Origin of the sequence: Symbiopectobacterium sp., assembly GCF_047692315.1 — a bacterium.
Classification (GTDB): Bacteria; Pseudomonadota; Gammaproteobacteria; order Enterobacterales; family Enterobacteriaceae; genus Symbiopectobacterium.
Map to the genome: position 1 here is coordinate 215,019 of NZ_JBLLJS010000020.1, position 26,237 is coordinate 241,255.

Genomic DNA, 26,237 nt, shown 5'->3' on the forward strand with positions numbered 1-26,237 from the left:
TTCTCGGCCATCCTCATCTGAATCAAGGCTAGCGGGACCACGAATCTCTGTGCTCATCAATTTTTCGTATAAATAGTACTGTATTCTATCCATGTCTGAAATTACTACCTGTTCAAGATGTTAAGCGAACTAATTCTGGGACAGGTTAGTAGCCCAGACGTTAATTTCAATAATTAAATGCCCCTTAATGGTTGGAAGCTTTACCCAGCGAAAAGACTCACTCCCAGTTATGTCCGCTTCTGGCACCAAGTTGATGGTCATATCTGATTGGACACTGTTTTCGCAATAGGGACATGACTGCTCGGTTCTTGCCATGGCAGCACACCTCCTCAACTATGCCCCTACAGCATTACAAGTCCAAAAAGCATCTTCACTCTAAAAGGTCCCATTCCTTGGTAGCACCTGCCCAGCTCAGAATTTATCCATTAGATAACGATGTGCGTTCGATGCCGCACTGGCGGCTTTAAAATATAGCGCTTGTCGTTTTTTAGTGCTTTCAGCCAGGCGACAATATTGCTTTTGTGCAGAACCTCACTGACAATTCCCAAGTCCACCATCAAAAAAGTACTTCCAATCTCCGCAATAAGTTCTTCAAATGTACAATTTTCAGTGCCAAATCGCCCTTTCACTACGTGATCAAGACGACTTTTACCACCACTCCAGTAAATCAGTTCATGTAGACCGATAGCATAATAATTGGCTGCATCGGTGAGGAGCGGACTTACCGAACGTTGTAGTACCCTCCGGAGAATGCCATCCCATGTGCAAATACCGTCATTAAGTGTACGTGTAAGTACTACGAAGCCTTCGCAAATATCCAAGACGAGCTGGAAACCGCTTGCCGCAGCGCAATGCTCCCAATGAAACGTACCAACAAGATGGATGATGAACACTAATGGACAGAACTGTACTGAGCCTCTAGCAGGCATAGTAGTAGCAATCACCAGAACCTAAGCAATAAAGCAAGGCCAAAGCTTGGCCTACCCATGCTGTGGTGCTATTTTCTACGAAGCAAAATAAGAGAGGCAAGTATGTTTGAGTCGATTGAGCCACTGGACATATACAACAAGAACATCAACATACTGATTGGCTCAGGCGCTTCGGCAGACTTGTTCCCGACGCTAGCTCTCGCTATCAAAGATGCCAAGGGGCAGAGGGAAACGATTGAGACGCTCGCCACGAAGTTTGAAACTTCGCCTGAGAAGCGAACCGCCTTATTCATGCATTACTACGACACGTGTATTTTCCCAGTACAAACCTTCAATCCAAGTTCCATCGCCTCAGTTAAAGGGAAGGAAAATCTTAATAATTATGAGATTTTTTTGACAACACTTTTAGGGTTGCTGGACAGAAGGAAAGACCTTAACCGCAAGATCAATATTTTCACCACTAACTATGATGGGTGCCTGTCTCATACAGCCGACAGTATTCTCATGAAGGGTTCACATGATTTTGTAGTGAACGATGGCACTTCAGGCTTTCACAGGAAGCACCTTCATTCCAAAAACTTCAGTACGTTTCAATGCCAAACCGGAATCTTTGAACGAAGCAACTACGGTATCCCGCAGCTTAACATTATTCACCTTCATGGTTCCGTCTACTGGTCCAAAAACGGTGATAAGATTGAGGTCAACTACCGCAGTAATTTTAGTAACCTTTTGGAAAACAGACACTCGAAAATCTGAATAGATATTCGGTGTTTCTTGGTACCAAAGCCAATAAAACCGAAAACATACCTGCCTTGTCCTTCAGTAAAGAGCAGATGGACAACTTCTGGGATGAGTACAACAAGCTGCCCATCGTGAACCCCACTAAGTGGAAGTTTTACGAGACTGTCTTTGAAGAGCACTACTACCAGATGCTCAGGCTATTAAGTTATGAGCTTGAGAAACCAAATTCCGTACTCATCACATTCGGCTTTTCATTTGCCGATGAGCACATTCTCAGGCTAATCCAGCGCTCCCTCTCCAACCCGCAACTTCATACTTTCATTTGCTGCTACAGCAACGACAGCTCGAACAACATGAGGGAAGAATTCAAGCTCTGGAAAAACGTTCAAGTCATTGGACCGCCGGAAGACACGAGGATGGACTTCACCAATTTCAACAGATATGTCTTCTCTCTCAAGCCAGATAAGTACGAACCTCCAGTCCCACCTGAAGAGGAAGATCTGCTATGAGTATCGTTGTAGGCGAAGTCATTGCAGTGAATGGGGTGCGCATCTCTCTACGCATTTTTGAAGACTCCAATCATGAGACAATCTTTTATGAAGGAGTAAAGTATCGGGGAATTTCCCTTAGAGAACACGCCTCCATCCAGCGAGGCTTCATAGACATAGTCTGCCTTGTTGAAGGCGAATTTTTGGACGAGAAGAGGCTGGATGCTGATGCCGAGAAGGTCCATTACATCCGAAAGGTAGATGTTCGCCCCATAGGAGGCTACATAGTGGATGACAAATTTTTTGAAGGCGTGAAATACATGCCGATGATTAGAGATAAAGCATCTCTTCTCTGCGAACTCATAGTGGCGAAAATCTATGGGGCAGAAGGCAAAGCTGATTTTTCAATTGGATCCATGCTCAAAGAGAATGTGCCTATCAATCTTCCATGGACACGGTTATTCAACAGTCATCTAGGCATCTTTGGCAACACTGGAAGCGGTAAGTCTAATACGCTAGCGAAGCTCTACACTACCCTATTCAATGAGAGATTCCAGGCACTGAAGCAGAAGAGCCAGTTCGTCATCATTGACTTCAATGGCGAATACACGGAAGACCAGCTCCTGCCGGCCAAGGAAAAGCGGATAATTGTGCTGGACTCTAAAAAAGCCAAGCATAAATTCAAGATTGAAGCCGCTCATTTTTGGGATGTTGAAACACTGAGCCTCTTGTTCCAGGCTACCACCAATACACAGCAGCCGTTCTTGCGCCGCGTTCTATCCGGTAAAGAGAAATTTAAGACAACGCCACTCAAAAGGTATGTGGAAAAAGTTTTTGAGAAAGTTTTTAGCACTGGTGAGGCGAAATCAGATGCATTGGACCTGAGCCGTGAAATTGCGAGGATGATTGAATGCGATTCGTTGCAGGATCATCTAAAGGGAATCATTTATTACAACAAAGATAAGTATTTCAAGCACAACAGCGGAACTTACTACAACTCAAATGGCAATAGCTTTGACGCCAACATCAATCCTATCATTGATGAGCATGTTAATTTGGATGAAATCAATCAGTTCGATGAGCTAATCTTAAGGTGCTACCTCCAACTCTGTTCAGATGTCGTATTCGGCTATGCACAATACGAACACATACAGCCAGTGCTTGCCAGGGCCAAATCATCCACCTCGGCCCTTCGTAATGTTCTTGAAATCGTTGATGTGCCACCACCGCCACATCTCTTACATGTCATATCTTTGAAGAAATGTAAGAATGAAGATCTTGCCATTGCTAATTGCCAAGAATTTCTACACAAATCATAAGGACGCCGAGAATCTTAAGAGTCCACCGAGTCGGACCCTTCACCTCATTATTGATGAGGCCCACAACATTTTGTCAGAGCAGTCCGCTCGTGAACATGAAATCTGGAAAGACTATCGACTTGAACTCTTTGAAGAAATCATCAAGGAGGGGCGCAAATATGGCGTATACCTCACACCATCCAGTCAGCGACCAGCCGACATTTCACCTACCATTGTGTCCCAGATTCACAACTTCTTCATACATCGCTTGGTGAACGATCGCGACCTCATGCTGCTGGACAACACCATCAGCACGTTGGACTCTAGTTCAAAGGCCCTCATCCCAACCCTCGCTAAAGGCTGTTGCGTGGTCACAGGAACGGCGTTTGATCTTCCAATGATCCTAAAAATTGACCCGCTATTGAAGCAGCATCGGCCCAGCAGTGATGATGTAAACCTTGAAGAGCTTTGGGCACTACCTCCCGTTTAGAGTAGCGTTATTTTGCAGTCACCCCGTTTACACCCCCCCCTTATTACAGCATCAAAATCCTATCTATTATTGTCGTTCTTTCGAATTGAATATCCCTAAAATGCAGAGAGAAATAAATGGGATTTAATGTGACTGTTGACAAAACTGCGTTCTTCTTTGCATAGCGCAGTCCAATATGATTCCGTAGGGGTAGAATGGCTCCCTCAGTATTACCGATGATATGCACCATAGCTTGGGCTGCCACTTTAGTATTGAACTTAGCAACTGTGGCTTCATCTACCTTATTCTTACCTGGTAAAAACCGTTCAGAATCGCAGATGATGTAGGCAACACGCGGCGAAATTGGGTAGTAAAAATCAGCGTGCTCAGGTGCGGTGAACTCTGTCTCTGAAACACATGAGTGCACGTTGACGACCGGCTGGTCGGACGTAATGAAAGGCAACTCCGTGTCATTTATCAGTAATGCATGTCTAGCGTCATGACGGCTTGAGTACAGGCTGAATCCAATGTTCATCCCGAACATGTAGCTTAGAAACCACCATGCGTGCGCCATCGCGTCGGCTACTTCGATTGCAATAATATTGCGGCGAGGCTGAGCCTGAAGCACACCATCTCGAAAAGGCTTCGTGCGAACGATTTGATGCCCAAAAAACATCATGAACTCGATCATGTGCTGCTTATCTTGCAGTATATCAAGCTGCTCATTGGCTAACGCAGATAAAACGGGTAGCACCATTTTTTCATGGGAGGCGTGGAGATTTTCCATTAGGTTACACTTCGTTGCATGCAGAGGAGCCTCGGTTTCATGATCTTGAATACCAGACTCAGAGTAAATGGCCCCAAGCTGCTGCATCTTTAGGAAGTCGTTAAGATACGACATGTGATGTTGTTGAAGATGATTGGGGCTTTGGCGGGAGAAGCTTTTTATTATTTCGACGTGCTTACTTGTTAGTATTGTGGTTTTGTAGAAATAGTTGTCAGCAGCTATGGCTCGGACGCTGTCATGCGCGACCTTACCAGTCTTCGTAGTATAGAAAACATTTTTCGTCCCATTACCCCAGCTAGTGAGGTACTTCGCCCACACGTAATGGTGTCGTTTTTTTGCTTCGAGATCTTTGCGTGACATGTAAATCTATTCCATAGAGTTAGGCTTTCATACACAGCTCACTGTCGAACATCCCTACCTTCACTGGCCTTACTAACTCTATCGCATTAAATCAGGCAATTCGTATAACAATTTGAGCGCTTGCGGCCAGCCGGCATTTGAAAAGAGTTCAAGCACATTGAATAATGCAGATCTTCTGGCAGGATCCTCGAATAACTCCCGGTAATCCGCGAGATAGCGTCGGACTATCCGCACTACAACATCAAGCCCGAGACTCTCGAAGTGATACTGCTCGCGCGCTGCCGGCCCTACAAGAAGTGCGGCAACCTCATCGAATACTGCAGCCGGATCACCATCAGCAATATACTCGTAGAGTTGAACTAGGTAATGAATTGCAGATGGGCCACCCGACTGACCTATCTCAAAAAGTACAGTCTGATAATCAACCAAGAAGCTACGTTTGTGGGCTGCCGTATTAAGCATGGCTTCGTGCTGTACATTGCTGGAATTATACGCACCCGATCCGAAATACAGCTGGTTAATACAATGATAAATAAGCATTAAGGCTAAGTTGTAATCCCTTTGGCTCGCAGCATGTTGATCCGATCCTTCCTCAGAAGTGTTGAAGTTCGACAGTGCTACTGGCAATGATCTTGCTGCAGCCGCAACTACCTGACCTAATACTTCACGCGCTCTATCCTGGATATCCGCATCCGAATCGGTATCCTGGTATTTAAAGAAGAGCGCATTACGCAGTGTAGAAACGGCTGACAAAAGTAAGTCGCTGGCATTGGCAATATTTTGAAAATGAGTAAAGCATGCAGTTCTATCTTGACTGACATAGAGTGCGGTCACTATAGATCCTAATGCTTGTGCAAGTTTTCTCTCCTTATGGGAATCACTTTCACTTGCTAGCGGGAAGCGCTGGATAATAGTAGTAAGTAAATGCTCGGCTTCTTCGACGTCCACGTTCGAAACACTACGTAGCGGCCCGCCCACAAAATAGCCCATAGTGCAACGTTCTGCTTCCTGGTGGGCAACCTTTGTCATTAGGACCCACATACGTTGGCGGTCTACATCCCATAGACGATTGAGATAACCAGACACTTGGTGCCTGACCGTAGGCTCCTCATCATCAAGCATCACTTCAATACGATCGAGCAACGTGGAGTCGGAATTGCCAAATCGGCAAGCAAGGTTCATAAAACTGGAAGCCATATATACGCGAACATCCCAGTTTCCCCAAGACATCGTGATCCTTTCCTCATTTGAACGAGGTTCGGGGTGCTGACTTTCCACCAACCGATCCAATAGCCCCAAAAGTAAAGCCAATGTGGGATGCGCAGTATTCGCAGGATCGTAGAGTTCCGCCCCTGCAATGCAGTCAAGCGCATTGCTTATTTTCCCCCATGCAGCGTGCATCGTGGCTTCATGAGCCGAAACTACAAGCCCATCAATTAACCCAACAGTTGCGACCACCTGAGTCCACAGACGAGCTAGGGACTCGAATTCAGGGTTATTAAATGCTTCATTAAACTGGGCATCCAAAGCTCGCAGTGCATCTAGAACCAGTCGATCAGGCACTTCATCAACGTTAGCCCCGAGTCTCTGTACAAGGCTTTCGGTAACGTCACTGGCTACATCCCATCGGGTCTCTATGGTCATAGCTGGACGATTACCCGTGAGAAGTCCTGCTGCCTCCAGCTGCACTTTCAGATCGCGAAATGCATCTGTAACTATAAATTCGTCGCCCAGCACAGAGAGCAGACGTGCTGCATAATAACGCGCTCGAGCAACCTCGTCCTCATCAGTTGAGTGAACGCTTTCCACATAACGATGTTCAAATGCTGAGCGTTGCTCTGCCGATGCTGTTGCATAGGCAGAAGATAGGTAGGCAGTGCAATCTCTAGCAAGACCAGATATTTGGACGACACCGTGAGCCGAAGCAATAGGCCAAAGCAGATCGTCTGCAATTCCAGGACGTTCGGCACCAATGCCAAAAATACGTGCCCATACCGATGCAGCTCCCACTTCTACCCGTTGAGCGGTAATTACGACGTGTCGAAACTCATCAGGCTGGCATGCCACAAGGAAACTGACGAGTGCTGAGAGCACATCACCGCCTTGTGAGCCCATACCATCATCACTACCTCGCCAATCTGTATAGGAAAGGCCATCCTCGACAATGTTAATTGATTGTGTATCGTATTGGACAACATGTGCTAGGCGTTCTGCGTACCTTTGGCCATCGCTCAATGCTATGCCGATGGTTGCTGCATTGACCGCTCGCGTCGCCTCTGCAGGAAAGGCACGAAGAAACTCGGGAAGTGCCTGCAGCAGGTTCCAGCGGCCGTGCTCGTAGTCCTGGCGACGATTTGAGCGTAGCGGCATAATCCTGCTTACTGACCCACCGATCCAGCTATCTCCATCTGAAGGCGCGGATCGCCCAAAGAGAGTCTCATAAACAGAGGTGACAAATTCGGGATCATGGGGAACGATATGTTTTACTCCTTCCGCCAACCATGGGGCTTCATTGTGCGCATACTCTGAGAAGCGAGGCTCTTGAAGAATCTGCTGAAGAAGGAACCTTGACGCAGCAGGGTCGCTACCAAATGACTTGGTGACGAAACAAATTGCACTACTAGAGAATAACGTTGATTGTGGGTCCCCCAACCAACTGAGTCGCAACAAACCACGCGCAGCCCTCCCAAAACTATCTAAGAAATCAGCATCAGTGAAATTCGCCTTCTGGACGAGGGTCTGCAAAATTATACGTATGCCATCGGCATATTCTCGCTGCTCCGTGTCGGCCGCAACTGCTGCCGCCATTGCCCAAGCTGTACAAACCGAGATGGAAACAGGGCTATTTAGGGCAAAACTTAGCTCAGCAAACCGAACGATTTTTGAGAATATAGGTCCCATCCGACCTGCCTGCTCTGGCCACATGAGCATTGAACATAGAGAGGCCACATCCTCTGGTTCAGCAACTCGCTCAGTTGTAGAACGAAGCGCGGCACTCGACACAACAGGATCAATGCCAGGTGTCGCGACCAGTTCGGTGACAAAGCCCCAACTGTGCGGACGGCAGGCAGAATCATCACGCCAAACTCTCTCGATAGCGAACCGCAGAGACGGCCCTAAAAGGAGGCCAAGGCCTTCAGTTCCGGAAAGCTGAGTGACGAGTTGCGAAGTATCATTTCAGTCGAGGAAGAAACGACTGGCGGCGTGATCGAAAAGAACATGGTGTGCAAACCCGATACGGTCGCCATTAGCAACGAGTACGCCGTCCAGCGCTGGGTGTGCCACATCCATTTTGCGAAGTATTAGACGACGCCGTTCGACCATGACTTCGACAGCTCTCGTAACGGATGCTTGTAGATCTGTAGAGGGCAGTCGCTCATCTTCGTAGCGATCAATTAAGTCCGATTGAGTTGTCACCATTGCGATGCTTATAGCTGTTGTTCCACTTTCCAACAATTCAGCCGCTAACGAAAGGTTGAACACATTACGCAACAATGTTCGAACCGATACAGGGGCGGTAGCGAGCAATTCACCGATGCGTGCTTCTCTGCAACCTACTGCATTCATCTCATGCTCTGTAAGCATTGGTACCAAGAAGTGCCTGACATTTGCTGCTGTACTGTCAATGTACGTAAAGTCAGGTGGCGTTCCTGCCATCGCTCTCTGAAAGCGCCTTCCATTCCTAAGATCAAAGGATCTAATGGAAGCAATCACCGACCATCTTTCTCCCAGCCTCGCCTGCACGCCTTCTATTATGCTGGCGAACACCCCCTCTGAGTAACCTCCTCGCGATGCGTCCAGCGCATCAATGACAAGAACACCGCGGCCTTGCCCCGGCCATGCGAACAATACATCGATAAGGGGATGCTGCAGATTTAGTGCAATTCGTAAGGCATCTTCTGTGACTACTCCCGCTAGATCATCTGCGGAAATAAAGACCGTTGTCTGATTTGCTGTCAGACGCTCCTGAGTAAACTCTACAAGCACGCCAGTCTTGCCGGCACCAGGCTCTCCTATTCACAAAAAACTGCCTGCGTCAGCGGCAGTTTTCAGTGCTGGCATGAATGTTCGCTCAATCTGAAGCCCACCAGCAATAGGCAGTAAGGCATGATGCTGCAGCCGACCCACCTCCGTCTGCGTTTTTTGACGAAGCATTGCAATATCTTCATCGAAATGAGGTGTTCTCATGTCCTCGTGCCCAGCAGCTCTTAACCGTCGAAGAAGACCATCTCTGTCGGAAGGTTAACCGCTCCTGCCTCGGGAAAGTGCAACACTGAAACTGCAAGACAGTGACTGTATCGAATGTCTGGATGACACATACCGTTTCTGATTGCGATATTGGTCAAATCGGTCAACCAGCGCTGATAGGCGTTGAGTAGATCGTCGTAGCAAGCAACTGTTTCTTTCATCGGTAAATAACCCTTTATCTCAGTAAACAGGTAACCAAAAAGTTCCGCAGCAGGCGGCTTGTTGAATTAGCTGTTGGGGGGGAATGTTGCAAATACCGGAAAGCGTTACTGGCGAGACTGAGCAATGCGCTGCTGTAACCAGGTTTCCACTTCACTTTGTAGCCAACGGGAGCTACGTCCCAGCTTAATTGGTTTGGGGAACAGGCCATCTTTGATCAGCTTATAAAACCATTTGTCGGTCAACCCAGTCAGTTTGGTGATGAATGCCATATCGACAAACTGGTCTTCGAGTAGGGAAGGTTTAACAGTACCGGAGTCGAGATGCTGATTATCACTGCCTACTCCGGCATAACAACCGGGGAGAATGTAAAAAGTGTTTTGTCTTCAGTGGCTACCTCGCGGCCTTCCTAACCTGCTGGGTGCAGGGACTTCTCTGGAGCCGTAGTAATAATGGCCGTGCTTCTGCTCTTCTTTCGCCAGATAGCTGATGATGTAACGCAGGCCATTAGCAGTCCGTTGTCGGCCCGTTTACAGTCTGACTGGCGCTCAGTGACCATTGAAAACTAGGCTCGGGATGATTTTGCCCAGTCGGTCGGCGAGGTTCTTGATAGTGTTATTGCTCTGCCTGTCGTCCCTGCGCCGCTAAAAATGCTTATCGGTGGCCTCAAACAAACGGTGGTCTCACTCGCCCGTTCATTGTGGTCACTGCTGTTCTAGGTAATACCTGACCTTTTCGTTCCCGTCCGGCCCTGTCGCTTTGTGGCAGGGCTTTTGCTTATTCTTTCTCTGAGGAAACTCCTATGGTTCGTTTAGCTTCCCGCTTTGGTGCCGCCAATGTTATCCGTCGTGACCGTCCGTTAACGCGTGATGAACTGTTCCGCGTGGTTCCCAGTGTGTTTAGTGAAGACAAGCACGCTTCGCGCAGTCAGCGCTACACCTGCATCCCGACGATTACCCTGCTGGATAACCTGCAACGTGAAGGTTTCCAGCCTTTCTTTGCCTGCCAGACCCGTGTCAGGGATATCGGCAAACGTGAGCACACCAAACACATGTTACGCCTGCGTCGGGAAGGACAAATCACCGGCCAGCAGGTGCCGGAAATTATCCTGTTGAACAGCCATGGCGGCTCAAGCTCCTACCAGATGTTGCCGGGGCTGTCTCGCAGTGTGTGTCAGAATGGGCTGATTTGTGGCGAATCGTTTGGTGAGGTCCGGGTACCGCACAAAGGCGATGTGGTTGGGCGGGTGATTGAAGGCTCTTATGAGGTGCTGGACACCTTTGAGCGTATTGATGAGAAGCGGGATGCGATGCAGTCACTGTTGCTGCCGCCACCTGCTCAGGTGGCGCTGGCGACGGCGGCACTGACCTACCGCTTTGGCGAAGACCACCAACCGGTCACATCGGCTCAGATACTGGCCCCACGCCGCTGGCAGGATGAATCCAACGACCTGTGGACCACCTATCAGCGGGTGCAGGAGAACCTGATAAAAGGCGGACTGCCTGGTCGCTCCGTGCAAGGCAGGCAGTCCCGGACTCGGGCCGTCAAAAGGATTGATGGCGATATCAAACTCAACCGTGCGCTGTGGGTGATGGCAGAAACGATGCTGGCGACATGCCAGTGATTGATGGACAGCGTGTTATCAATCTGTAACCACATGGACAGGGTGTGTCCGGCGGTTAGCGTTTGCCCTCATAGCCTGTTTACCTCAATTACCCCTCAGGCCGTATCCCACCGGCTTTCTTACTGAAAATAAAAATATTTTTCACAGTGTCCATACCCTGACCACGCCCCTATTTAAAGTAATCACAGGACTTTCATTCAGTTAACTGCCTCAGGAGGCTGCACCATGACACAGGCTGACCGCCGATATGACCGGCTGGCCGTCAGGCTGTCAGGCTGTCAGGCTGTCAGGCTGTCATTGATAATCAGCCGATTACTGGCAGGAGAAACGCTGGGCGTCAGAAAACTGGCGGCAGAGTTCGGCGTCTCCACCCGTACCTTGCGACGGGACTTCCGTGAACGACTGATGTATCTTGACCTGGAATACCGTAACGGTCTTTGTCGTTTGCCGGAATACCACAATCCGGCACGGCATGAGCAGGATGTGCTGATGTTTGCCCGACAGACTGGCGTAGGTGTGTTCTTTCCCGGTCTGGATAACCGGCTGGTCAACACCCTGCTGGACAGCGGTGAGGCCGCGCCCTGTCTGGTCTGGCATCCGCCCTTGCGCGGTACGCCGACACTACCGGGACATTTTTACCGTCTCACCCGGGCGATTGGCGACCAGTTACGCGTCACCGTTCTGGCTGACGGTCAACGCTATGACGGGTTGTCGCCTTACCGGCTTATCTGCCTGTATGGCGAGTGGTATCTGGTGTCCGAATCGCTGGGGCATCTTCTGGTCCTGCCGATGCATGAGATTCATGGTGTGACAGTCTCCACTGAGTCATTCCAGCGCCGCGATGATATCTGTCACCTGACCACGCAATCCGGCTTCATCACGGCATTGCCGCATTTTCGCTTTATTCACGAAGTACTGACCACTTTCGGCACGTCTCCGACCGCGTAAGTCAGAGACGCGGCCAACACCAGGGAAAACCAGAAAGGCGGATAAGAAAGGAATGTACCGGAAACCGCCCACAGAAGCCGTTTACCGGACATATCAGTGAAGGACCACACCAGACGTCACGGGCAGGCACTGTCCTGCCCGGGCGATTTTTATGATGACTTCAACATAAAGGATACGATGATGTTTACATACCTTCCGGGCAAACGGGGATGGCTGATAATCGGGCTACTGGCAACCTTCTCTGCTCAGGCAGCAACTGAACTTCCTGCTCAGGTTGACTGGTTCACCTTAAAGAAAAGAGGCTGGACCAACCCTGATGGGATGAGTGACGACGAGCTAATCCGCAAAATATATAAAGGCAGAGCGATTTTTAACTATCCCTGGACTGAGCAGTTTTTTGTCAGAGATGGCACCGGCCCTGTCTTTCTGGCGAATAAAAAGGCTAAAACGCTTTCCCTGGTGAATCTAAAGACCCGGTCACAATCATCAGGTGACCTGGGGGTCGCCTATCTCGGTAACAAATCCAGCAACTGTGCCTATGAAATTACCGATAAAAAGACCTACTTCAATGCCAATTTTGCCAACGGCAAGCCTGAGAAGCCGACGTTATTACTGAGTATTCCGGAGAAGTGTATAGACCAGAAAAAGATGGAAGAAATCAAGGCACAGAAACGCGAGCAGGAGCAGCGGCTGGGTAAGTGGATGGCAGATGGCTTTAACAAAGAGCACTACCGCCGTTACGCATTACGGCTACTGACCGTGAGACATGTCCATTCACACAGAGGAACCCGTATGAAACACACTCCTTCACTTCTGCTCGCAGGCGCACTGCTGCTGCCGCTGTCCGTACAGGCCGTGCCGAACCTGTGGAGTACCGGTTCTGGTCAGGGCGTCACAGAATACCGGATAGCCAATACCGAGGGCAGCGTCTTTACCGTTAACTGTACCGGCGGACAACACGTTGCAACACAGCGTGGCGGTATCGCCCGTGAGCGGTCAGAGTGTCGATTCACGCTTTGCCACCGATATTGATATCGTTGTCGTTATTGATGAGCAGCAGTACGGTATCCCGTCCCCGCTGGGATGGCGCAAGATTGGCAGCGCGACACAGTTCGATGTTTATCTTAATGACCGGCATGTGGGAGCCTGGGAGCCCAGGCAAAAGAACGTGCAGAAGGTGCTGGCAGATATCTCGTCGTGCGCCACGACACACCGAGAATAATCGGGAGAGGTGACGTCATGCCCATTATTGCCATCATCGTTGTTGTTGTGGTTGTCATTGTCTTAAGTAAAACCGGTATCTCGGACAGCCTTATCGGGCTGGTTATCGCCACCTACGCCCCTGTTGCTTATGCAGCGGGGGCGTTTTATTTATTAAGGAATCAACATCATGTCATCTCTTTTATCTTCCCCACCGATGCTAACCCGGGAGCAACGTATCATCCAGATGGCACTGCGCCTACTGGAAAAACGGGTACGAAAAAATACGCGACAGTTCAAAACCTCTGAGGACACCTAAAGCTGGTTAATGCTGGAACTCAGTAGCTTAGAGCGCGAAGTCTTTATGGTGCTGTATCTGGATAACCAGCGCCGCCTGATAGAAAAGGAAGTTATCGCTCTGGGGGTATTAACAGTATCGAAGTCCATCCTCGTGAAATCCTCAAATCGGCACTGCGTCATAATGCCGCTGCCGCGATATTGGCGCATAACCATCCCTCCAGCTGGGCAGAGCCCAGTCAGGCCGATCGCCACATCACTGACAAGCTGAAGGACTCGCTGTCACAGCTCGACGTCAAAGTGCTCGACCATCTGGTTGTCGGCGGTGCTGATGTGGTGTCGTTCGCTGAACGTGGCTGTCTGTGATGGCCGCACTTACCACTGCTCTCTTACTAACTAAGGAAAATACCATGACATCATCTGATACCCCGGAATGGGGGTTAAAACGTGACATCACTCCGCAATTCGGAGCCAGGTTGGTTCAGGAAGGTAACCATCTGCATTATCTGGCAGATCGGGCCAGCTTTATCGGTACTTTCAGCAAAGCAGAAGCCCGCAATCTGGAACGCTGTTTCCCAAAGCTGATTAAGCAGTTGGAGCAGAAGCTACGAGCGGGTGAGCTGAATCCCTGCCAGCAGGGCTGCGTCACGATGCATTGCAACGAATTGACCTGTGAAGCAGATACGCTGGGCAGCGTTGGCTACGTGTATATTTCTATTTATCCCTCTTCTGTGGCAACACAGTAATCCGCTGCTTCTATCCCCATTCTGAACATTTCCCTGATTTTATCGACTTAACCTGAAGAGATAATTCCCATGCAAACATTACCCGCAATTCCGTCACGGGAGGATAACCCCTGTCCGTCGCCTATAGCCGTCTGGCAGCAACTTCTGACCTATCTGCTGGAAAAACACTACGGACTCACGCTGGACGACACACCGTTCTGCGAGGAAAACGTGATTCAGGAGCACATCGATGCTGGCGTCACGCTGGTAAATGCCGCGAATTTTCTGGTAGAACGTTACGAGCTGGTACGTATCGATCGCAACGGCTTTAACTGGCAGGAGCAATCGCCGTTTCTTACCGTCGTTGATATTCTCCGCGCCAGACGCGCTACCGCCCTGCTCAAGGTATAAAGACCGCGATCCGCTTTCCAGTAACACCGCGCCAAACCTATTAATCCCTCTCCCCGATGCATAATGCGCTAGCCCTTACCGGCTGGCGCATTTGCTTTTATGTATGGATCACAAACTATGCAAATTGAACCCGAGGTTTTAACCGAACACACCGAGCTGATTTGCTCGACCAACATTGAACACATCGTCACCGGACGTGATGCCGCGCTGCAACAGATAGAGCAACTTCTCAACCAGTTACAGACGATCTCAACGCTAACGGCGACTATTGGCGGCGGCACTGCCGAAGACTGGGCATTGAAGCAAGGGCATCGCTACGATTGCTGGCTAACAGAAACGCCCAACAAGGCGATGCCAGCCATCACCCGCACGCTGGATCGCAATATCTGGCGCGATCTGATGCTGAAATCCGGCATGTTGTCTCTGATGGACGCCGAAGCGCGTACCCAGTGGCATAAAAATCTGGACGAGGGCGACCTACCGGTCATTAGCGAAGTCAATATTCTCAGTACGTTTGAACAACTTCACCAGAGCAAACAGTAGGTATTCGAGCGTGGGGTAATCAACGTATTTAAGGGGCTGTCGTGGGATTACAAAACCAATCACCCTTGTTACTTCGGCAAGAAAATCATCATCAGCAATCTGGTGACATACAACCGTTGGGGCTTTGGCCTGAACTGGGGCTGGCGGCGCGATCAACTGGCTGATTTAGAGCGTATGCTGTATCTGTTGGATGGCAAACCTATTCCTGATAACCGAGGCGATCTCACTATCCGACTGATGGACCATATCCGCGATAATCCCCATCAGCAGGAATTCGAGGATGAATTCTTCAGCATTCGTTACTTTCAGAAAGGCACCTGGCATTTCACCTTTAAACGCCCTGAACTGATCGATCAGATGAACAACATTATCCAGGGATGTTGGCGGCAAGGTAAGTAATCCAATAACACTGAAATTGTATATCCCATTGACATATCCCAATAACATTCTATGCTATCGGTAGCACAAAATCTGTCCAAGGAGACCGCCATGGAAAAAACCACGGTATTTAAAAGTAACCGCAGTCAGGCGGTACGGCTCCCTAAAGCCGTTGCACTTCCCGATGATGTGAAGCAGGTTGATATCGTCGCGATTGGCCGCACGCGTATTATCACTCCGGCAGGGGAAAGCTGGGATAGTTGGTTTGACGGGGATGGGGTAACCTCTGACTTCATGATCACCAGAGAGCAACCCGATGATCAGATCAGGGAAGATTTCTGATGCTTAAATATCTGCTTGATACCAATATCTGTATTTACACCATAAAGAACAAACCGCAGGAAGTCAGGGACGCTTTCTACCGCCATTACGGGCAGTTTGCTATCAGTTCTATCACGCTGATGGAACTGATCTATGGCGCGGAGAAATCGGTAAATCCAGAAAAGAATCTGGCAGTAATTGAAGGTTTTTCTGCGCGTCTGGAAGTGCAAACTTATGGCTTTGACGCAGCCGTACATACCGGTCAAATTCGTGCAGAACTGGCAAGACAAGGAACCCCCATCGGCCCCTATGATGCTATGCTGGCTGGTCACGCGCGGTCTGCAGGTTTGATACTGGTAACGAATAATGTACGCGAATTTGAGCGTGTGTCTGGGCTACGTGTGGAAAACTGGGTCAGCCGATAAGCCGTATTCTGCCCTCCCCCAAAACAGGATATAATCGACCTCCTATTGCGGATAACCCGCAAAAAATCCAGTCAGAAAGGTTTGGGGGCCACTATGTTTTTCGAACTGGTGAAAATCCTTTTATTTCAATATAGACACGTGGCCAATTCGAATCCTGTAGAGAATCGACGTCTTTTTTATGCCTAAAATTCAGTGAATTAGCTATAAATTCGCTATTTTCAGTCCACCAGACTCTACCGACATCTACGTACATCAAGTAGGATTTGTTGGTATAGGTGATGGTACAAGCCCGTTCAATGAATTCTTATACCAAGAACGAGTGTATGCTGTTAACCAATGCGCGCACCATCGAAAACCAGTAAGCAGAATGGAACGCGCTTAATTTCGAGAAATGACTCTCCTCTTCCCCAAGAATAAATTAAATGTGTCGTCCTCTCTTTATTCCCCATTATTTATCCGCACCGTGTTACCACTATCTTAAACTGGCAGATTGATGATATCCAACATTAAATAAATGCATAGCTACACATACTATAAAACATCTTAGCACACATAATCCTATTAAAAAAACGCATTTACAACGCTGCCCGTAAAAAAATAAAAAATATTATATCTTTAGTGACTTTGTATTGCATCTGAATATTTTAACAGCATGCATAAACGAGATGAGTGCCTTACCAGCGTGCAATCATCTGCGCTTAAGCAAACGCTTAGCTAGTGATAGACAATAGGAGATTAGCATCATGTCGTTACAACTCGGTCAAAACCTGATAATTACCGCTACACAGTTGACACTGAGAGTGAAATACACCACCCCAGTTCCATTTCATGGAAATGTAGATAGCAATATATTTCTGATAAATTCTTCTAACAAGATCAGCAGGGATAAAGACATTATATTTTTCAATCAGCCTAACCCGCCTGATCACAGCATAGTTACAGAGGATGTCCCGCATGAAAGTAATATTTCACTGGATCTAACCAAAATTGCCACTGACATCAGTAAAATCGCTATAACTATCGCTATCAGCGGTGATGGCGATGAGGCTATTTCTGCGCTGAGTAGCCTGACGTTGGTCGCGGAGAATGTTGCTCAATTCAGTCCAGATATTCAGCGCTGTAACGAGAAGGCGATGATACTTGCCGAGATTTATCGCCACGACGGCGGTTGGAAACTGCATGCATTGGGGCAGGTGCTCAGCAAAGGGATTGAATCGCTGGCACAGAACTATGGTATTGGCCCCTCCTGCCACGAACCGCAAACCATCGCAACCCAACCACCGGCCATCATTAGTCTGGAGAGAAAGCTGAAGGAAAGAGCACCGCGGTTGGTCAGGATAGCAAAAACGGTCATAGCCTGTCTGAGAAAGTGTCAGCTGCAAACAGAGAAAGCAAAAGTGGCATTTGTGTTAGATGCCTCAGGTTCGATGAGCAGACAGTTTAGCCAAGGCTATGTACAGGCTGTGTTGGATCGTATTGCTATACTGTCAGTAGGGTTCAACGATGATGAATCGCTAGATGTTTGGGCGTTCGGCCAACAACACGCAAAGTACCCTAATGTAACGTTAGACAATCTCGATGGTTATACCACCAGTATTCAACAACAGGGAGAAAGATCCGGCCGGGAGATCTTGCCAGGATTAGGAGGAAGGAATAATGAGCCGCCGGTAATGGAAGAACTCATTGATACTTTCTACAACAGTGAATTACCAGTATATGTAGTATTTATTACTGATGGTGGTATCAATAAAACCCGAGATATCAAAGATGCGATTCGTCGCTCCGCCAACTACCCTATATTCTGGAAATTCGTCGGCCTCGGCGGCAGTAATTATGGCCTGCTAGAAGTTCTGGATACCTTTACCGACAGACGAATCGATAACACCCATTTCTTCGCCATCGACGATTTTTCTACATTGTCAGATGAGTGTCTGTTCGATCTTTTACTGGAAGGGTTTAAGCCCTGGTTAGATAAGGCAAGAGAGGCTCAGATACTCTAAGTCACGTCATCCGCCACTTTCCTACTCGCATACAATGTTTGGCCCAACGCGAATGAAAATATCGCCAAATGGGGCATAACCCCAAATTTATCCAACGCGGTTACTGCAGAGAAAATTACGGTATTAAAAGGCAACAACCGACGCTTCTCATGAATAAAATCAATAAATTATACGAGATGAATTGCTGTTCATTTCAGAGGGAAAGATAAGTGGGAAATAGTGCGTTAGGCAAAACCACTCACTCTAATGTGTTTATGGGGATTGAATATTTCAATTCAATTGCGGGCGCATCAGAAAGGTGTCGGCCTGATTTAGCCATTAGGTATCCTGCGATTTCTTCTGCTGTCAGCTCCACATGGAGCATTTCTGTGTCCTGAAACCAGGCATCTGGCCAGTAAATAAGATCGGATGGGTTTGCATCGAAATTTATCTCAAGCAATGCGAGAGCATAGCTTTGATCCGACTCGCTGCCTTCAGTATTGCGCAAAAAGTTGATTATCTGAATAAGCTCCTTCCAGAGAAAGTCGTCGAAGATTCGTTCTTGATTGAACGCCATTTGAGTAAAATCTTTTGCGCTAGCCCAGGACAAATAGTCTCTAAAATCTGAAAACGCGTACGGATTGACAACCTGACTATTCCATTCAGCCATCATCATTTGTAACTCGTCATCCTCCTCACCTGCACCTTGATCGATTTTTGAAAGTATCTCCTCAGCTTTATCTGCCAGTGTATTTACCGTTGAGAGGCTGACGCGGGTAGTTTTCATTCGTTCTGGTAATGGCATATTTAATTCCTTTTACGATATTTATCCAAAAAACCAGCAGTATTCAATCAAATAAAGATAGCATCAACATATTATAGTTTCGGAGTGTGTAAGTCAGCATAAACAATATATCTGAACCAGAAGTCATCATCACTAAAAAAAGGAGAGCTTCCGCTCTCCCTTCCTGACTGCACACCAATAATCATAAAATCACTTGTACAGGATTGCCGTACCACGCAGTTGATCGCCACCGGTAGCGGAGACAATCTTGTAAGAAGTTGCGCCCGCAGCTTCAGCCTTTGCAGCCACTTGCGCTTCGAATGCGCTCAGGGTTTCTGCACCGCTGATCTGAACAGTGCCAACTTCTTGTGCAGCAAAGCTACCGAAAGAAACCAGACCAAGAGCAACAACTGCGGCAAATTTTTTGATAACGTTCATGAGGGTAATCCTTCTTTTTGATGTTTGATTAAAAGGCTGCTTGCCTTTGATGGAATGAATCATAGCGCCATCATTCAGAAGGTGATATCAGAGAAAATTGCCATAATTATTCAAATATATTGATTTATTTTATTACCCCCTGTCCGTAATCGCAATTCCTGGGATCGGTGCCAATCCGGGGATATGCAGTTCAACCTGAGTCATTGATTTTAGCGGCGCGACGAACCTTCCGCGCCAGGCACCCACTCGAGGATTTTTATTGCGGTCGTAACTGAAATTCAATCTCAACGAGGTGGGGAGCTGCGCTTTGCCCGCATCGCTCAGTGGGAAATACTGCCCCTGAGCCTCGAGATAAAACTGTGAATTCAGCATCTCAGGCGTCAGATTTTCGTAGATAATTTCGCTGCCAAATGTATCTGCCGTGGTCTCAAACCGCAATTCAATCAGCAACTCGCTGTTTTGGCGCACAGCACGCATCACCTGTGCCTGCGCATTAGCGCTTGGCGTCGCCACCGTGATCAGCCTCCTGCGTCAGCGGGGCGTTCAGTAACAGAAGACAAAGCCCAACCACACCGCACTGCTGAGCGTCACGCCAGCGCGCGCTTATCCATTCCTTCATCACTGCCAAATTTTACCCAAACTACCCAGAAAGGTGCTGTCTACTTTATCTTTGTTCCAAATCTTATCGGCATCAAAAGTAACAGACTTATCCATCGTGCGGGTTGGCACGTTAGAGGTGTTAAGCGGATAGGTGGAAGCAAACAGTTTTACATCAAAGTCATCATAGACTTCATGCCCCAACGCACCATGTCGATAATAGCTTACAGCATGCCAGGTGTTGATCCCCGCACCATCGCTGATAAGCAGAATCACGTTTTTCGCCTTTGCGGGTGCCGAACCCTGCGCAATGGCCCAGGGCGAGAGCGCCGAGCCAATAGAATAGAGAGAACCAGTAATGCTGTAGAGAGCTTTCGCATGGAGAAATTCCTTGTGTGATGATATAACGTAACAATTGGGAACTCTCCGACACATTACCTGCGCCTTATGACGATTTTTTGACAATCAGAATGTTCTTCACTCCAGCAAAATAATTTCATGCCGCCCATTTAACAGCGGCTCACTTAAAATCTTGTATCCGTCGCGGTCAAAACCGTGAGCCACCTTGGTCAAGCGCGCTGCATCGGCGACGTCCTCTACCGATCCAAGGTAATACCAGTTGTTGATGACATGAATCTGCCGCACATCGCCGTATTGCTCCACCAGCCCGACGGCTCCCGAGTAGGGCCAGTTGAACACGCGCATCTGTTGCAGCCCATCGAGCAGACGCAGTTGATGCTCCACCATCGGCTCTTTGCCACAACAGGCACCCGCGCATCGCCCCAGTTGATGTCTGAAACAAGCCCTACCGTGCGGATGTTTTTCCAGACCTAGCAGGCCGTAACACAGCAACTCACTGTCGGCGATATCCAACAGAGCTTGCTGCGCAGCACGTCGGTTGGAGAATAAGCCGTATAAACCCGGCGTATGGGAAAAGTTGATCTCTTTTGCCGACACAATATGGGGGAAGCCGTTACGCAAATGCAACGAACAGAGCTGGCGACTGCGCCGCAGCCGTTTATTGTGCAACGGCTGTAGCTGTTTGATCATTTGCGCTTCCAGCAGCAGCGCGCAAATCTCGCCCGCCGTCAGATGATAACTGATACGACGAGACTGGTGCAGCATGCGCGCCTCGGAAACGGTCCTGAAATGCGACATGACTCGACTGCGAATATTGATGCTTTTGCCGATATAAAGCGGCATGACATCGCTGTCGCTATGGAATACATAGACGCCGGGCGCAGCGGGCAATCCCTCAAGAAACGGGCGCAGGTGCTCGGGATAGTGATACGCCTCCATTGCATCAAACGGCTTATCCATAGAGGCTTGATACGGATTCACTGGAATACTCACAATTACTGTAATTAAATACAGTATAGCAAGTTTTCACCCGTTGGAAAGTACCCACTCAACCATAGCGAAACTCAACCCCCAGCGTCCCTGCGGGAAAGGTCCATTTCTCTAGAATAGTGTCCCCGCACAGCACGCGGCAGGTACCGCACTCCAAACACCCGGCGGAATCAAACAGATATTGGCCTTGCTCATCCTGTTTATATAGCCCTGCCGGGCAGGCCAACATCAGCTTTTTGAATTCCACCGGGTCAGGGTTGGCAATCAGCACAATGTGCGGATTGCCCTCATCAACATAAAACTTGTTAACCCCCAGCTTGATATCCACATTGACCTTACTCATAACGAACGCACTCCCTTAAAGCCATCTTTCAGCATGTTCATCACCCCTACTTTTCCGATGTGGGAGAACATCTTGTTACGCAGAGGACGTTGCGGGCCGTTGATGGTGAACAGATCCTGCATCATGCCCGTCATCATCGCCGGATAAGCGCTGAAAAAACGCGGATTGTCTAAAAACGCAGGCAGGTTTTTATACAGCTTCATGTCTTTGATAACGAAGCTTTCATCCAGCAGCATTTGACCCCTGTCGGCTGAAATCGTCGCGCTGTTTGGCAGCGATAACGGCTTTGGCGGCAGCTTCTCCGGAAGCAATCGCCAGATCAATCCCACGTACCGTATAGCCGACGTTCAGACAGAACCCGGCGGCATCACCGACAATCAACACGCCGTCACCGATCAGGTCCGGTACCATATCCAGACCGCCTTCAGGCACCAGACGCGCTGAGTATTCCAGCAGCTTGCTATCGCTGACCAACGGGACAACCAGCGGATGTTGCTTCAAATCCTCCAGCAGTTGCGGCACACTTTTGGTCAGCTTGTCTACGTTGTGCAAGCCGAGCACCAAACCTAATGAAACTGTGTTCTTGTTGGTATACAGGAATCCTCCCCCCATCAGCCCCTCAGAAGGCGTGCCTGCAAACAGCCAGGCCAGTCCGTCGTCTCCTGAACAACCGAAACGCTCTGCCATCTGTTCCTGGGTAAACGCCAGCAGTTCTTTGACACCCACCGCCACGGTATGTGGGTTGACATGGCGCACCATGCCAAGCTTTTCCCCCAACAGTGAGTTAACCCCGTCAGCCTGGATCACCACGCGCGCTTCAATTTCGTCTTCGCCTGCTCTGACGCCACACACCTTCCCCTCGCGTACGATCAATTCATCGACGCGTACGCCGGGGATCAATTGCGCGCCCACGGCCTCCGCCTCACCCATCAACCAGGGATCAAACGTGGCGCGTAAAACGGTGTAGGAGCGCGCCTCGGGTTGTGCACAAGCCGGATGCTAGTAGTCCAGCGTGACGCCGCTATCCGCCGTCAGCATGGAGATTTTCTCTCGTGTGACCTGCCGTTCCAGCGGCGCGCGCTCGGCAAACCCCGGCATAATGTGCTCCAGACTGTGGGCATAGAGCCGCCCACCCGTCATGTTTTTTCCACCCGCGACATTACTGCGTTCGATCACCAGCACATTCAGCCCGGCTTGCGCCAGCACGTAGGCCGCTGTCGCACCGGCCAGCCCCCCACCCACGATGATGGCGTCAAAAATATCGTCTGCCATATTGTGTTAATCCTTTGTCTTGCGTTAACCGTTTAACCGTGTGGTCAACGCCGGGAGAATTTTATAAAGATCGCCGACGATGCCGTAATCAACGCTGTTGAAAATCGGGGCATTCTTGTCTTTGTTGATGGCAACCAGCGTTTTGACGTTATTCACACCGACCATATGCTGGATCTGCCCAGACACGCCGGCCGCAATGTAGAGATCGGCATGCAGCGTGGTGCCGGAAACGCCGATATAGCGCTGATGCTCCATCCAACCTTCCCCTTCTGCAATTGGACGCGAGCAACCCACTTCACCCTGAATCGCCTGAGCCAGTGCCATCGCCAGTGCGATATCCTGCTGTTTGCCAAAACCCCTCCCGACGCCGACCACGCGCTTCGCCTTAGCGAGATCGACCGTGCTACCGAGTTTGGCCCGGCGCGAAATCAGTTTCAGCGGGTGAGTCGGCGGAATAAAAGCGCCCGGTGTTACACGCGCGCTGGCTGCGCCGTTAACGTTTTCCTCAGCGCTACTGCCGCAGGTCACCACTGCGTAGGGCGAGCGCAGCTGTTGCGTTTCATGGGCCAGACCGCCGTAGAACGGATGAGAGGCAAACACGCCGTCCTCTTCCACGCGCAAGCTAATAACATCGTTGACCACAGCAGCATTAGGTTGTGCACCAAGTCGAGCGGCGATGGCCTTGCCGCGTTTGCTGGCCGCCAGCAACACCAGCGCCTGAGGTCCCGATTCGCGAATAATGCTGACAAACGACGGCACATAGTCTTCGCTAACAACGCCTTGCTGCGGCGTGAAGTGATACACGATATTGGCGCCGAGATTGACGCACGCCTTCACCTGCTGTTCATCCCCACGAATAAAACGTTAACTTCCTCGCCCCACTGGCGGGCTCTGGCAATTAATCCGGCAAGACGATCCGCATTGTCGGCGTAAACAAAAACAAGAGGTAATAAGCGTAGCCATGATGGATTCCTTGCGTAGGGTTATTGATTCAGCGCTTTACGAAGATGATCAGCGAAGGCAGAGATATTGTCGTCAGAATCGCCGTCGATGCAGATGCCAAGCCTGTCAGCCTGTTCCGGCGCACAGGCGCTAACGCGGGTAGCCGTTACCGGTCCGGTGTCGCAGGCCACATCGGCCAGACTCCACTGGGTCACCGTTTTTTTACTCGCGGCCAGAATCGCCTTCATTGACGGCAGGCGCGGCGTGTTGATATCTGACGTTACGGAGAGCACCGCGGGCAATGTCAGTTCCAGCTCTTCAACCACATCTTCGAGATCGCGTTCAACGCGTACTTTATCTCCGACAACAGTGATTTTGCTGACCGCATTGACGCGGGGCAGGTTGAGCCGCTCACCCATCTGGATACCGGTTTGTTGTGCATAGAGATCGCCAGAACCTTCGCCACAGATAATCAGATCGAAACCGATCTTCTGCGCGGCACAGGCCAGAATCTGTGCTGTTTCGGTTGGATAGCCCCCGTCACAGGCGTCATCGGCGATCACCGTCAACGTATCTGGTCCACGAGACAGCACGTCCTTACGAATTCGGGCGTTTTCCAGCATGGTCTTACTGCCCACGCTGAGCGCCGTCAGTTGGCTGCCGGGCTGTTCGCTTGCCAGCGCCGTTGCGGCCTCTAACGCATTGAGGTCGTAGAGGCTAATTTTCAGATTGGCATTATCCACGCACAGCGAACGATCGGCGTTGGTGGTGATGTCTTGCTCGTCATGGACGATTTTGCAGCAGGCGATAAGTCTCATAGTGAGTGTTCTCCCTAAAATGTCTGAAAATTAAGAGTGATAACGCAGACCACAGGATGCCGGGCACCAATGTGGCCAAAGGAGAAACAGACCGACTTATGCCAGAATATGTTTGGCGACCACCATGAGTTGTACTTCACTGGTGCCTTCGAAGATCTCTGTCAGCTTGGCTTCGCACATCAGTCGTTCAACCGGATAAGACGAGGTGTAGCCCATGCCACCGTGCAGTTGCACCGCTTTTTGGGTGACATAGGTGGTGGTTTCAGAAGCATAAAGTTTAGCCTGTGCGGCTTCACGCGTGTAAGGGTGTCCCGCCATTTTGGCGGCGGTGGCGCGATAGACCAGCATGCGTGCGCAATCGACGCGGGTAGCCATCTCCACCAGCATCCACTGTACCCCCTGATTGGCGGCAATGGGTTTGCCGAACCGGATACGCTCTCTGGTGTAAGTCAGGGTGGCGTCGAGTGCGCTTTGGGCAATACCAGCGCAATGGCCGAGCAGCTTAGCCGCCCGCCGTCCAGCGTTTCCATCGCAATAGCAAATCCTTTCCCTTCCGCGCCCAGACGACAACTGGCTGGCACCACACAGTCGCTAAAGCTGACGGTACAAGTATCGGAACCGTTCATACCCATTTTTTCTTCCGGCAGGCCGATGCTGATGCCAGGGTTGTCGCGCTCAACCAGAAACGCGGTTATGCCCTTTACCCCCTGGCTTTTTTCGGTCATGGCAAACACGATAAAGAATGCCCCCTGCGGTGCAGCGGTGATCCAGAGCTTGGAGCCATTGATGATATAACTATCGCCCTGGCGCACTGCGGTTGTCTGCTGTGCGGCAGCATCACATCCGGCGCTCGGCTCAGACAGGCAGAAACAGCCAAGGCTTTCACCCGTCACCACTTTTGGCAGCAAACGTTGCTGTGTCTGCGCGTCGGCATATTTCTGAATGATCGGTCCGGTCAGGGAACATTGCGATCCCATGATCATGGCATGAGCGGCACTCACCTTTACCATTTCTTCCGTCGCCAATATATAGCTGATCGCATCGGCATCGCTGCCGCCGAATTCCTCGTTAATATTAAAACCAAACAGGCCTAATTCAGCCATTGGAGCAATACTTTCCCGCGGGAAACGGTGCTGTTTATCAATAATGGCGGCAATCGGTTTAATATCGCTGTCCACAAACTCTCTGACCATATTACGAATCAGCGTTTGTTCTTCGTTAAGTTCGAAATTCATGTTTACGTCTCCCGATAATATTTCCGGAATAGATGAATAACTATTCCCTGGTGTTCCATATTTTTTCGGTACGCGGTTACAACGATAATTACCGCGCACCTTAGTCGATTATTTTCTGATTAAAAGAG

Annotated in this window: 28 protein-coding genes and 4 pseudogenes; 16 read left to right on the forward strand and 16 right to left on the reverse strand. The window is 49.5% G+C overall.

What is annotated here, in order from left to right:
• Positions 1 to 411: 411 nt before the first annotated feature.
• A pseudogene (locus ACMZI0_RS10565) lies at positions 412 to 716 on the reverse strand (zincin-like metallopeptidase domain-containing protein); the annotation flags it as partial.
• Positions 717 to 1,031: 315 nt separating this feature from the next.
• Here ACMZI0_RS10565 and ACMZI0_RS10570 point away from each other — a divergent pair.
• From ACMZI0_RS10570 to ACMZI0_RS10585, 4 genes are all read left to right on the forward strand, one after another.
• The gene (locus tag ACMZI0_RS10570; RefSeq protein WP_415672904.1) at positions 1,032 to 1,685 is read left to right on the forward strand and encodes a hypothetical protein; all 654 of its coding nucleotides are present in this window, start codon (positions 1,032 to 1,034) and stop codon (positions 1,683 to 1,685) included.
• An 11-nt stretch (positions 1,686 to 1,696) separates the two neighbouring features.
• Entirely contained in the window at positions 1,697 to 2,179 is a 483-nt protein-coding gene (locus ACMZI0_RS10575; protein ID WP_415672905.1) for a hypothetical protein, read from the forward strand.
• On the forward strand, positions 2,176 to 3,477 hold the full coding sequence (locus tag ACMZI0_RS10580) for a helicase HerA domain-containing protein (protein WP_415672906.1): 1,302 nt from the start codon (positions 2,176 to 2,178) through the stop codon (positions 3,475 to 3,477). Before ACMZI0_RS10575 ends, ACMZI0_RS10580 begins: the two co-directional genes overlap by 4 nt.
• 70 nt (positions 3,478 to 3,547) lie before the next feature.
• Complete coding sequence (locus ACMZI0_RS10585; RefSeq protein ID WP_415672907.1) at positions 3,548 to 3,946, forward strand: ATP-binding protein; 399 nt, start codon at positions 3,548 to 3,550, stop codon at positions 3,944 to 3,946.
• Between the two features lie 43 nt (positions 3,947 to 3,989).
• On the opposite strand, the gene ACMZI0_RS10590 is transcribed toward ACMZI0_RS10585, so the two are convergent.
• From ACMZI0_RS10590 to ACMZI0_RS10605, 4 genes are all read right to left on the reverse strand, one after another.
• Positions 3,990 to 5,072, reverse strand: coding sequence for a DUF4238 domain-containing protein (locus ACMZI0_RS10590; protein WP_415672908.1), 1,083 nt, complete (start codon positions 5,070 to 5,072; stop codon positions 3,990 to 3,992).
• 78 nt (positions 5,073 to 5,150) lie between these two features.
• Positions 5,151 to 7,973, reverse strand: coding sequence for a hypothetical protein (locus ACMZI0_RS10595; protein ID WP_415672909.1), 2,823 nt, complete (start codon positions 7,971 to 7,973; stop codon positions 5,151 to 5,153).
• A 276-nt stretch (positions 7,974 to 8,249) separates the two neighbouring features.
• Positions 8,250 to 9,059, reverse strand: coding sequence for a hypothetical protein (locus ACMZI0_RS10600; protein ID WP_415672910.1), 810 nt, complete (start codon positions 9,057 to 9,059; stop codon positions 8,250 to 8,252).
• Between the two features lie 527 nt (positions 9,060 to 9,586).
• Positions 9,587 to 9,751: a helix-turn-helix transcriptional regulator gene (locus ACMZI0_RS10605; protein WP_415672911.1), complete on the reverse strand. Its 165-nt coding sequence runs from the start codon at positions 9,749 to 9,751 to the stop codon at positions 9,587 to 9,589.
• A 530-nt stretch (positions 9,752 to 10,281) separates the two neighbouring features.
• On the opposite strand from ACMZI0_RS10605, the gene ACMZI0_RS10610 reads away from it, so the two are divergent.
• The 12 genes and pseudogenes from ACMZI0_RS10610 (at position 10,282) to ACMZI0_RS10665 (ending at position 18,351) form a co-directional block, all read left to right on the forward strand.
• Positions 10,282 to 11,103, forward strand: coding sequence for a DUF932 domain-containing protein (locus ACMZI0_RS10610; RefSeq protein WP_415672912.1), 822 nt, complete (start codon positions 10,282 to 10,284; stop codon positions 11,101 to 11,103).
• A gap of 225 nt (positions 11,104 to 11,328) precedes the next feature.
• Positions 11,329 to 12,051, forward strand: a complete 723-nt coding sequence (locus ACMZI0_RS10615) for a DeoR family transcriptional regulator (protein ID WP_415672913.1) — start codon at positions 11,329 to 11,331, stop codon at positions 12,049 to 12,051.
• Positions 12,052 to 12,228: 177 nt separating this feature from the next.
• Positions 12,229 to 13,083 (forward strand): hypothetical protein, encoded by an 855-nt coding sequence (locus tag ACMZI0_RS10620; RefSeq protein ID WP_415672914.1) that lies wholly within the window; start codon positions 12,229 to 12,231, stop codon positions 13,081 to 13,083.
• Positions 13,040 to 13,273, forward strand: coding sequence for a hypothetical protein (locus tag ACMZI0_RS10625; protein ID WP_415672915.1), 234 nt, complete (start codon positions 13,040 to 13,042; stop codon positions 13,271 to 13,273). Before ACMZI0_RS10620 ends, ACMZI0_RS10625 begins: the two co-directional genes overlap by 44 nt.
• A gap of 17 nt (positions 13,274 to 13,290) precedes the next feature.
• Positions 13,291 to 13,560: a hypothetical protein gene (locus tag ACMZI0_RS10630; protein WP_415672916.1), complete on the forward strand. Its 270-nt coding sequence runs from the start codon at positions 13,291 to 13,293 to the stop codon at positions 13,558 to 13,560.
• Positions 13,442 to 13,914: pseudogene (gene radC / locus ACMZI0_RS10635) on the forward strand (RadC family protein). Before ACMZI0_RS10630 ends, radC begins: the two are co-directional and overlap by 119 nt.
• 44 nt (positions 13,915 to 13,958) lie before the next feature.
• A complete protein-coding gene (locus tag ACMZI0_RS10640) occupies positions 13,959 to 14,294 on the forward strand; it encodes a type IV toxin-antitoxin system YeeU family antitoxin (protein WP_415672917.1) in 336 nt (111 codons plus the stop codon).
• A 69-nt stretch (positions 14,295 to 14,363) separates the two neighbouring features.
• Positions 14,364 to 14,684: a TA system toxin CbtA family protein gene (locus ACMZI0_RS10645; protein ID WP_415672918.1), complete on the forward strand. Its 321-nt coding sequence runs from the start codon at positions 14,364 to 14,366 to the stop codon at positions 14,682 to 14,684.
• Between the two features lie 117 nt (positions 14,685 to 14,801).
• Positions 14,802 to 15,622, forward strand: a pseudogene (locus ACMZI0_RS10650) (DUF4942 domain-containing protein).
• Positions 15,623 to 15,716: 94 nt separating this feature from the next.
• Positions 15,717 to 15,947: a type II toxin-antitoxin system VapB family antitoxin gene (vapB, locus tag ACMZI0_RS10655; protein WP_415672919.1), complete on the forward strand. Its 231-nt coding sequence runs from the start codon at positions 15,717 to 15,719 to the stop codon at positions 15,945 to 15,947.
• Positions 15,947 to 16,351, forward strand: coding sequence for a type II toxin-antitoxin system tRNA(fMet)-specific endonuclease VapC (gene vapC / locus ACMZI0_RS10660; protein WP_415672920.1), 405 nt, complete (start codon positions 15,947 to 15,949; stop codon positions 16,349 to 16,351). Before vapB ends, vapC begins: the two co-directional genes overlap by 1 nt.
• Positions 16,352 to 17,094: 743 nt before the next feature.
• The gene (locus ACMZI0_RS10665) at positions 17,095 to 18,351 is read left to right on the forward strand and encodes a VWA domain-containing protein (RefSeq protein WP_415672921.1); all 1,257 of its coding nucleotides are present in this window, start codon (positions 17,095 to 17,097) and stop codon (positions 18,349 to 18,351) included.
• A gap of 238 nt (positions 18,352 to 18,589) precedes the next feature.
• Here ACMZI0_RS10665 and ACMZI0_RS10670 read toward each other — a convergent pair whose 3' ends face one another.
• From ACMZI0_RS10670 to ACMZI0_RS10720, 11 genes and pseudogenes are all read right to left on the reverse strand, one after another.
• On the reverse strand, positions 18,590 to 19,135 hold the full coding sequence (locus ACMZI0_RS10670; RefSeq protein WP_415672922.1) for a hypothetical protein: 546 nt from the start codon (positions 19,133 to 19,135) through the stop codon (positions 18,590 to 18,592).
• 189 nt (positions 19,136 to 19,324) lie between these two features.
• Positions 19,325 to 19,552, reverse strand: a complete 228-nt coding sequence (locus ACMZI0_RS10675) for a YdgH/BhsA/McbA-like domain containing protein (protein WP_415672975.1) — start codon at positions 19,550 to 19,552, stop codon at positions 19,325 to 19,327.
• Positions 19,553 to 19,684: 132 nt separating this feature from the next.
• Positions 19,685 to 20,065, reverse strand: a complete 381-nt coding sequence (locus ACMZI0_RS10680) for a hypothetical protein (RefSeq protein ID WP_415672923.1) — start codon at positions 20,063 to 20,065, stop codon at positions 19,685 to 19,687.
• 105 nt (positions 20,066 to 20,170) lie between these two features.
• The gene (locus ACMZI0_RS10685) at positions 20,171 to 20,425 is read right to left on the reverse strand and encodes a hypothetical protein (protein ID WP_415672924.1); all 255 of its coding nucleotides are present in this window, start codon (positions 20,423 to 20,425) and stop codon (positions 20,171 to 20,173) included.
• A gap of 201 nt (positions 20,426 to 20,626) precedes the next feature.
• Positions 20,627 to 21,469 (reverse strand): excinuclease Cho, encoded by an 843-nt coding sequence (cho, locus tag ACMZI0_RS10690; protein ID WP_415672976.1) that lies wholly within the window; start codon positions 21,467 to 21,469, stop codon positions 20,627 to 20,629.
• Positions 21,470 to 21,557: 88 nt separating this feature from the next.
• Positions 21,558 to 21,842: a ferredoxin family protein gene (locus tag ACMZI0_RS10695; RefSeq protein WP_415672925.1), complete on the reverse strand. Its 285-nt coding sequence runs from the start codon at positions 21,840 to 21,842 to the stop codon at positions 21,558 to 21,560.
• Positions 21,839 to 23,114 (reverse strand): annotated as a pseudogene (locus tag ACMZI0_RS10700) (FAD-dependent oxidoreductase). Before ACMZI0_RS10700 ends, ACMZI0_RS10695 begins: the two are co-directional and overlap by 4 nt.
• Before the next feature lie 24 nt (positions 23,115 to 23,138).
• On the reverse strand, positions 23,139 to 23,951 hold the full coding sequence (locus ACMZI0_RS10705; RefSeq protein WP_415672926.1) for an FAD-binding protein: 813 nt from the start codon (positions 23,949 to 23,951) through the stop codon (positions 23,139 to 23,141).
• A gap of 146 nt (positions 23,952 to 24,097) precedes the next feature.
• Positions 24,098 to 24,874, reverse strand: a complete 777-nt coding sequence (gene fixA / locus ACMZI0_RS10710) for a putative electron transfer flavoprotein FixA (RefSeq protein ID WP_415672927.1) — start codon at positions 24,872 to 24,874, stop codon at positions 24,098 to 24,100.
• 96 nt (positions 24,875 to 24,970) lie between these two features.
• Positions 24,971 to 25,417, reverse strand: a complete 447-nt coding sequence (locus tag ACMZI0_RS10715; protein WP_415672977.1) for an acyl-CoA dehydrogenase family protein — start codon at positions 25,415 to 25,417, stop codon at positions 24,971 to 24,973.
• Positions 25,324 to 26,109, reverse strand: coding sequence for an acyl-CoA dehydrogenase family protein (locus ACMZI0_RS10720; protein ID WP_415672928.1), 786 nt, complete (start codon positions 26,107 to 26,109; stop codon positions 25,324 to 25,326). Before ACMZI0_RS10720 ends, ACMZI0_RS10715 begins: the two co-directional genes overlap by 94 nt.
• Between the last annotated feature and the right edge of the window lie 128 nt (positions 26,110 to 26,237).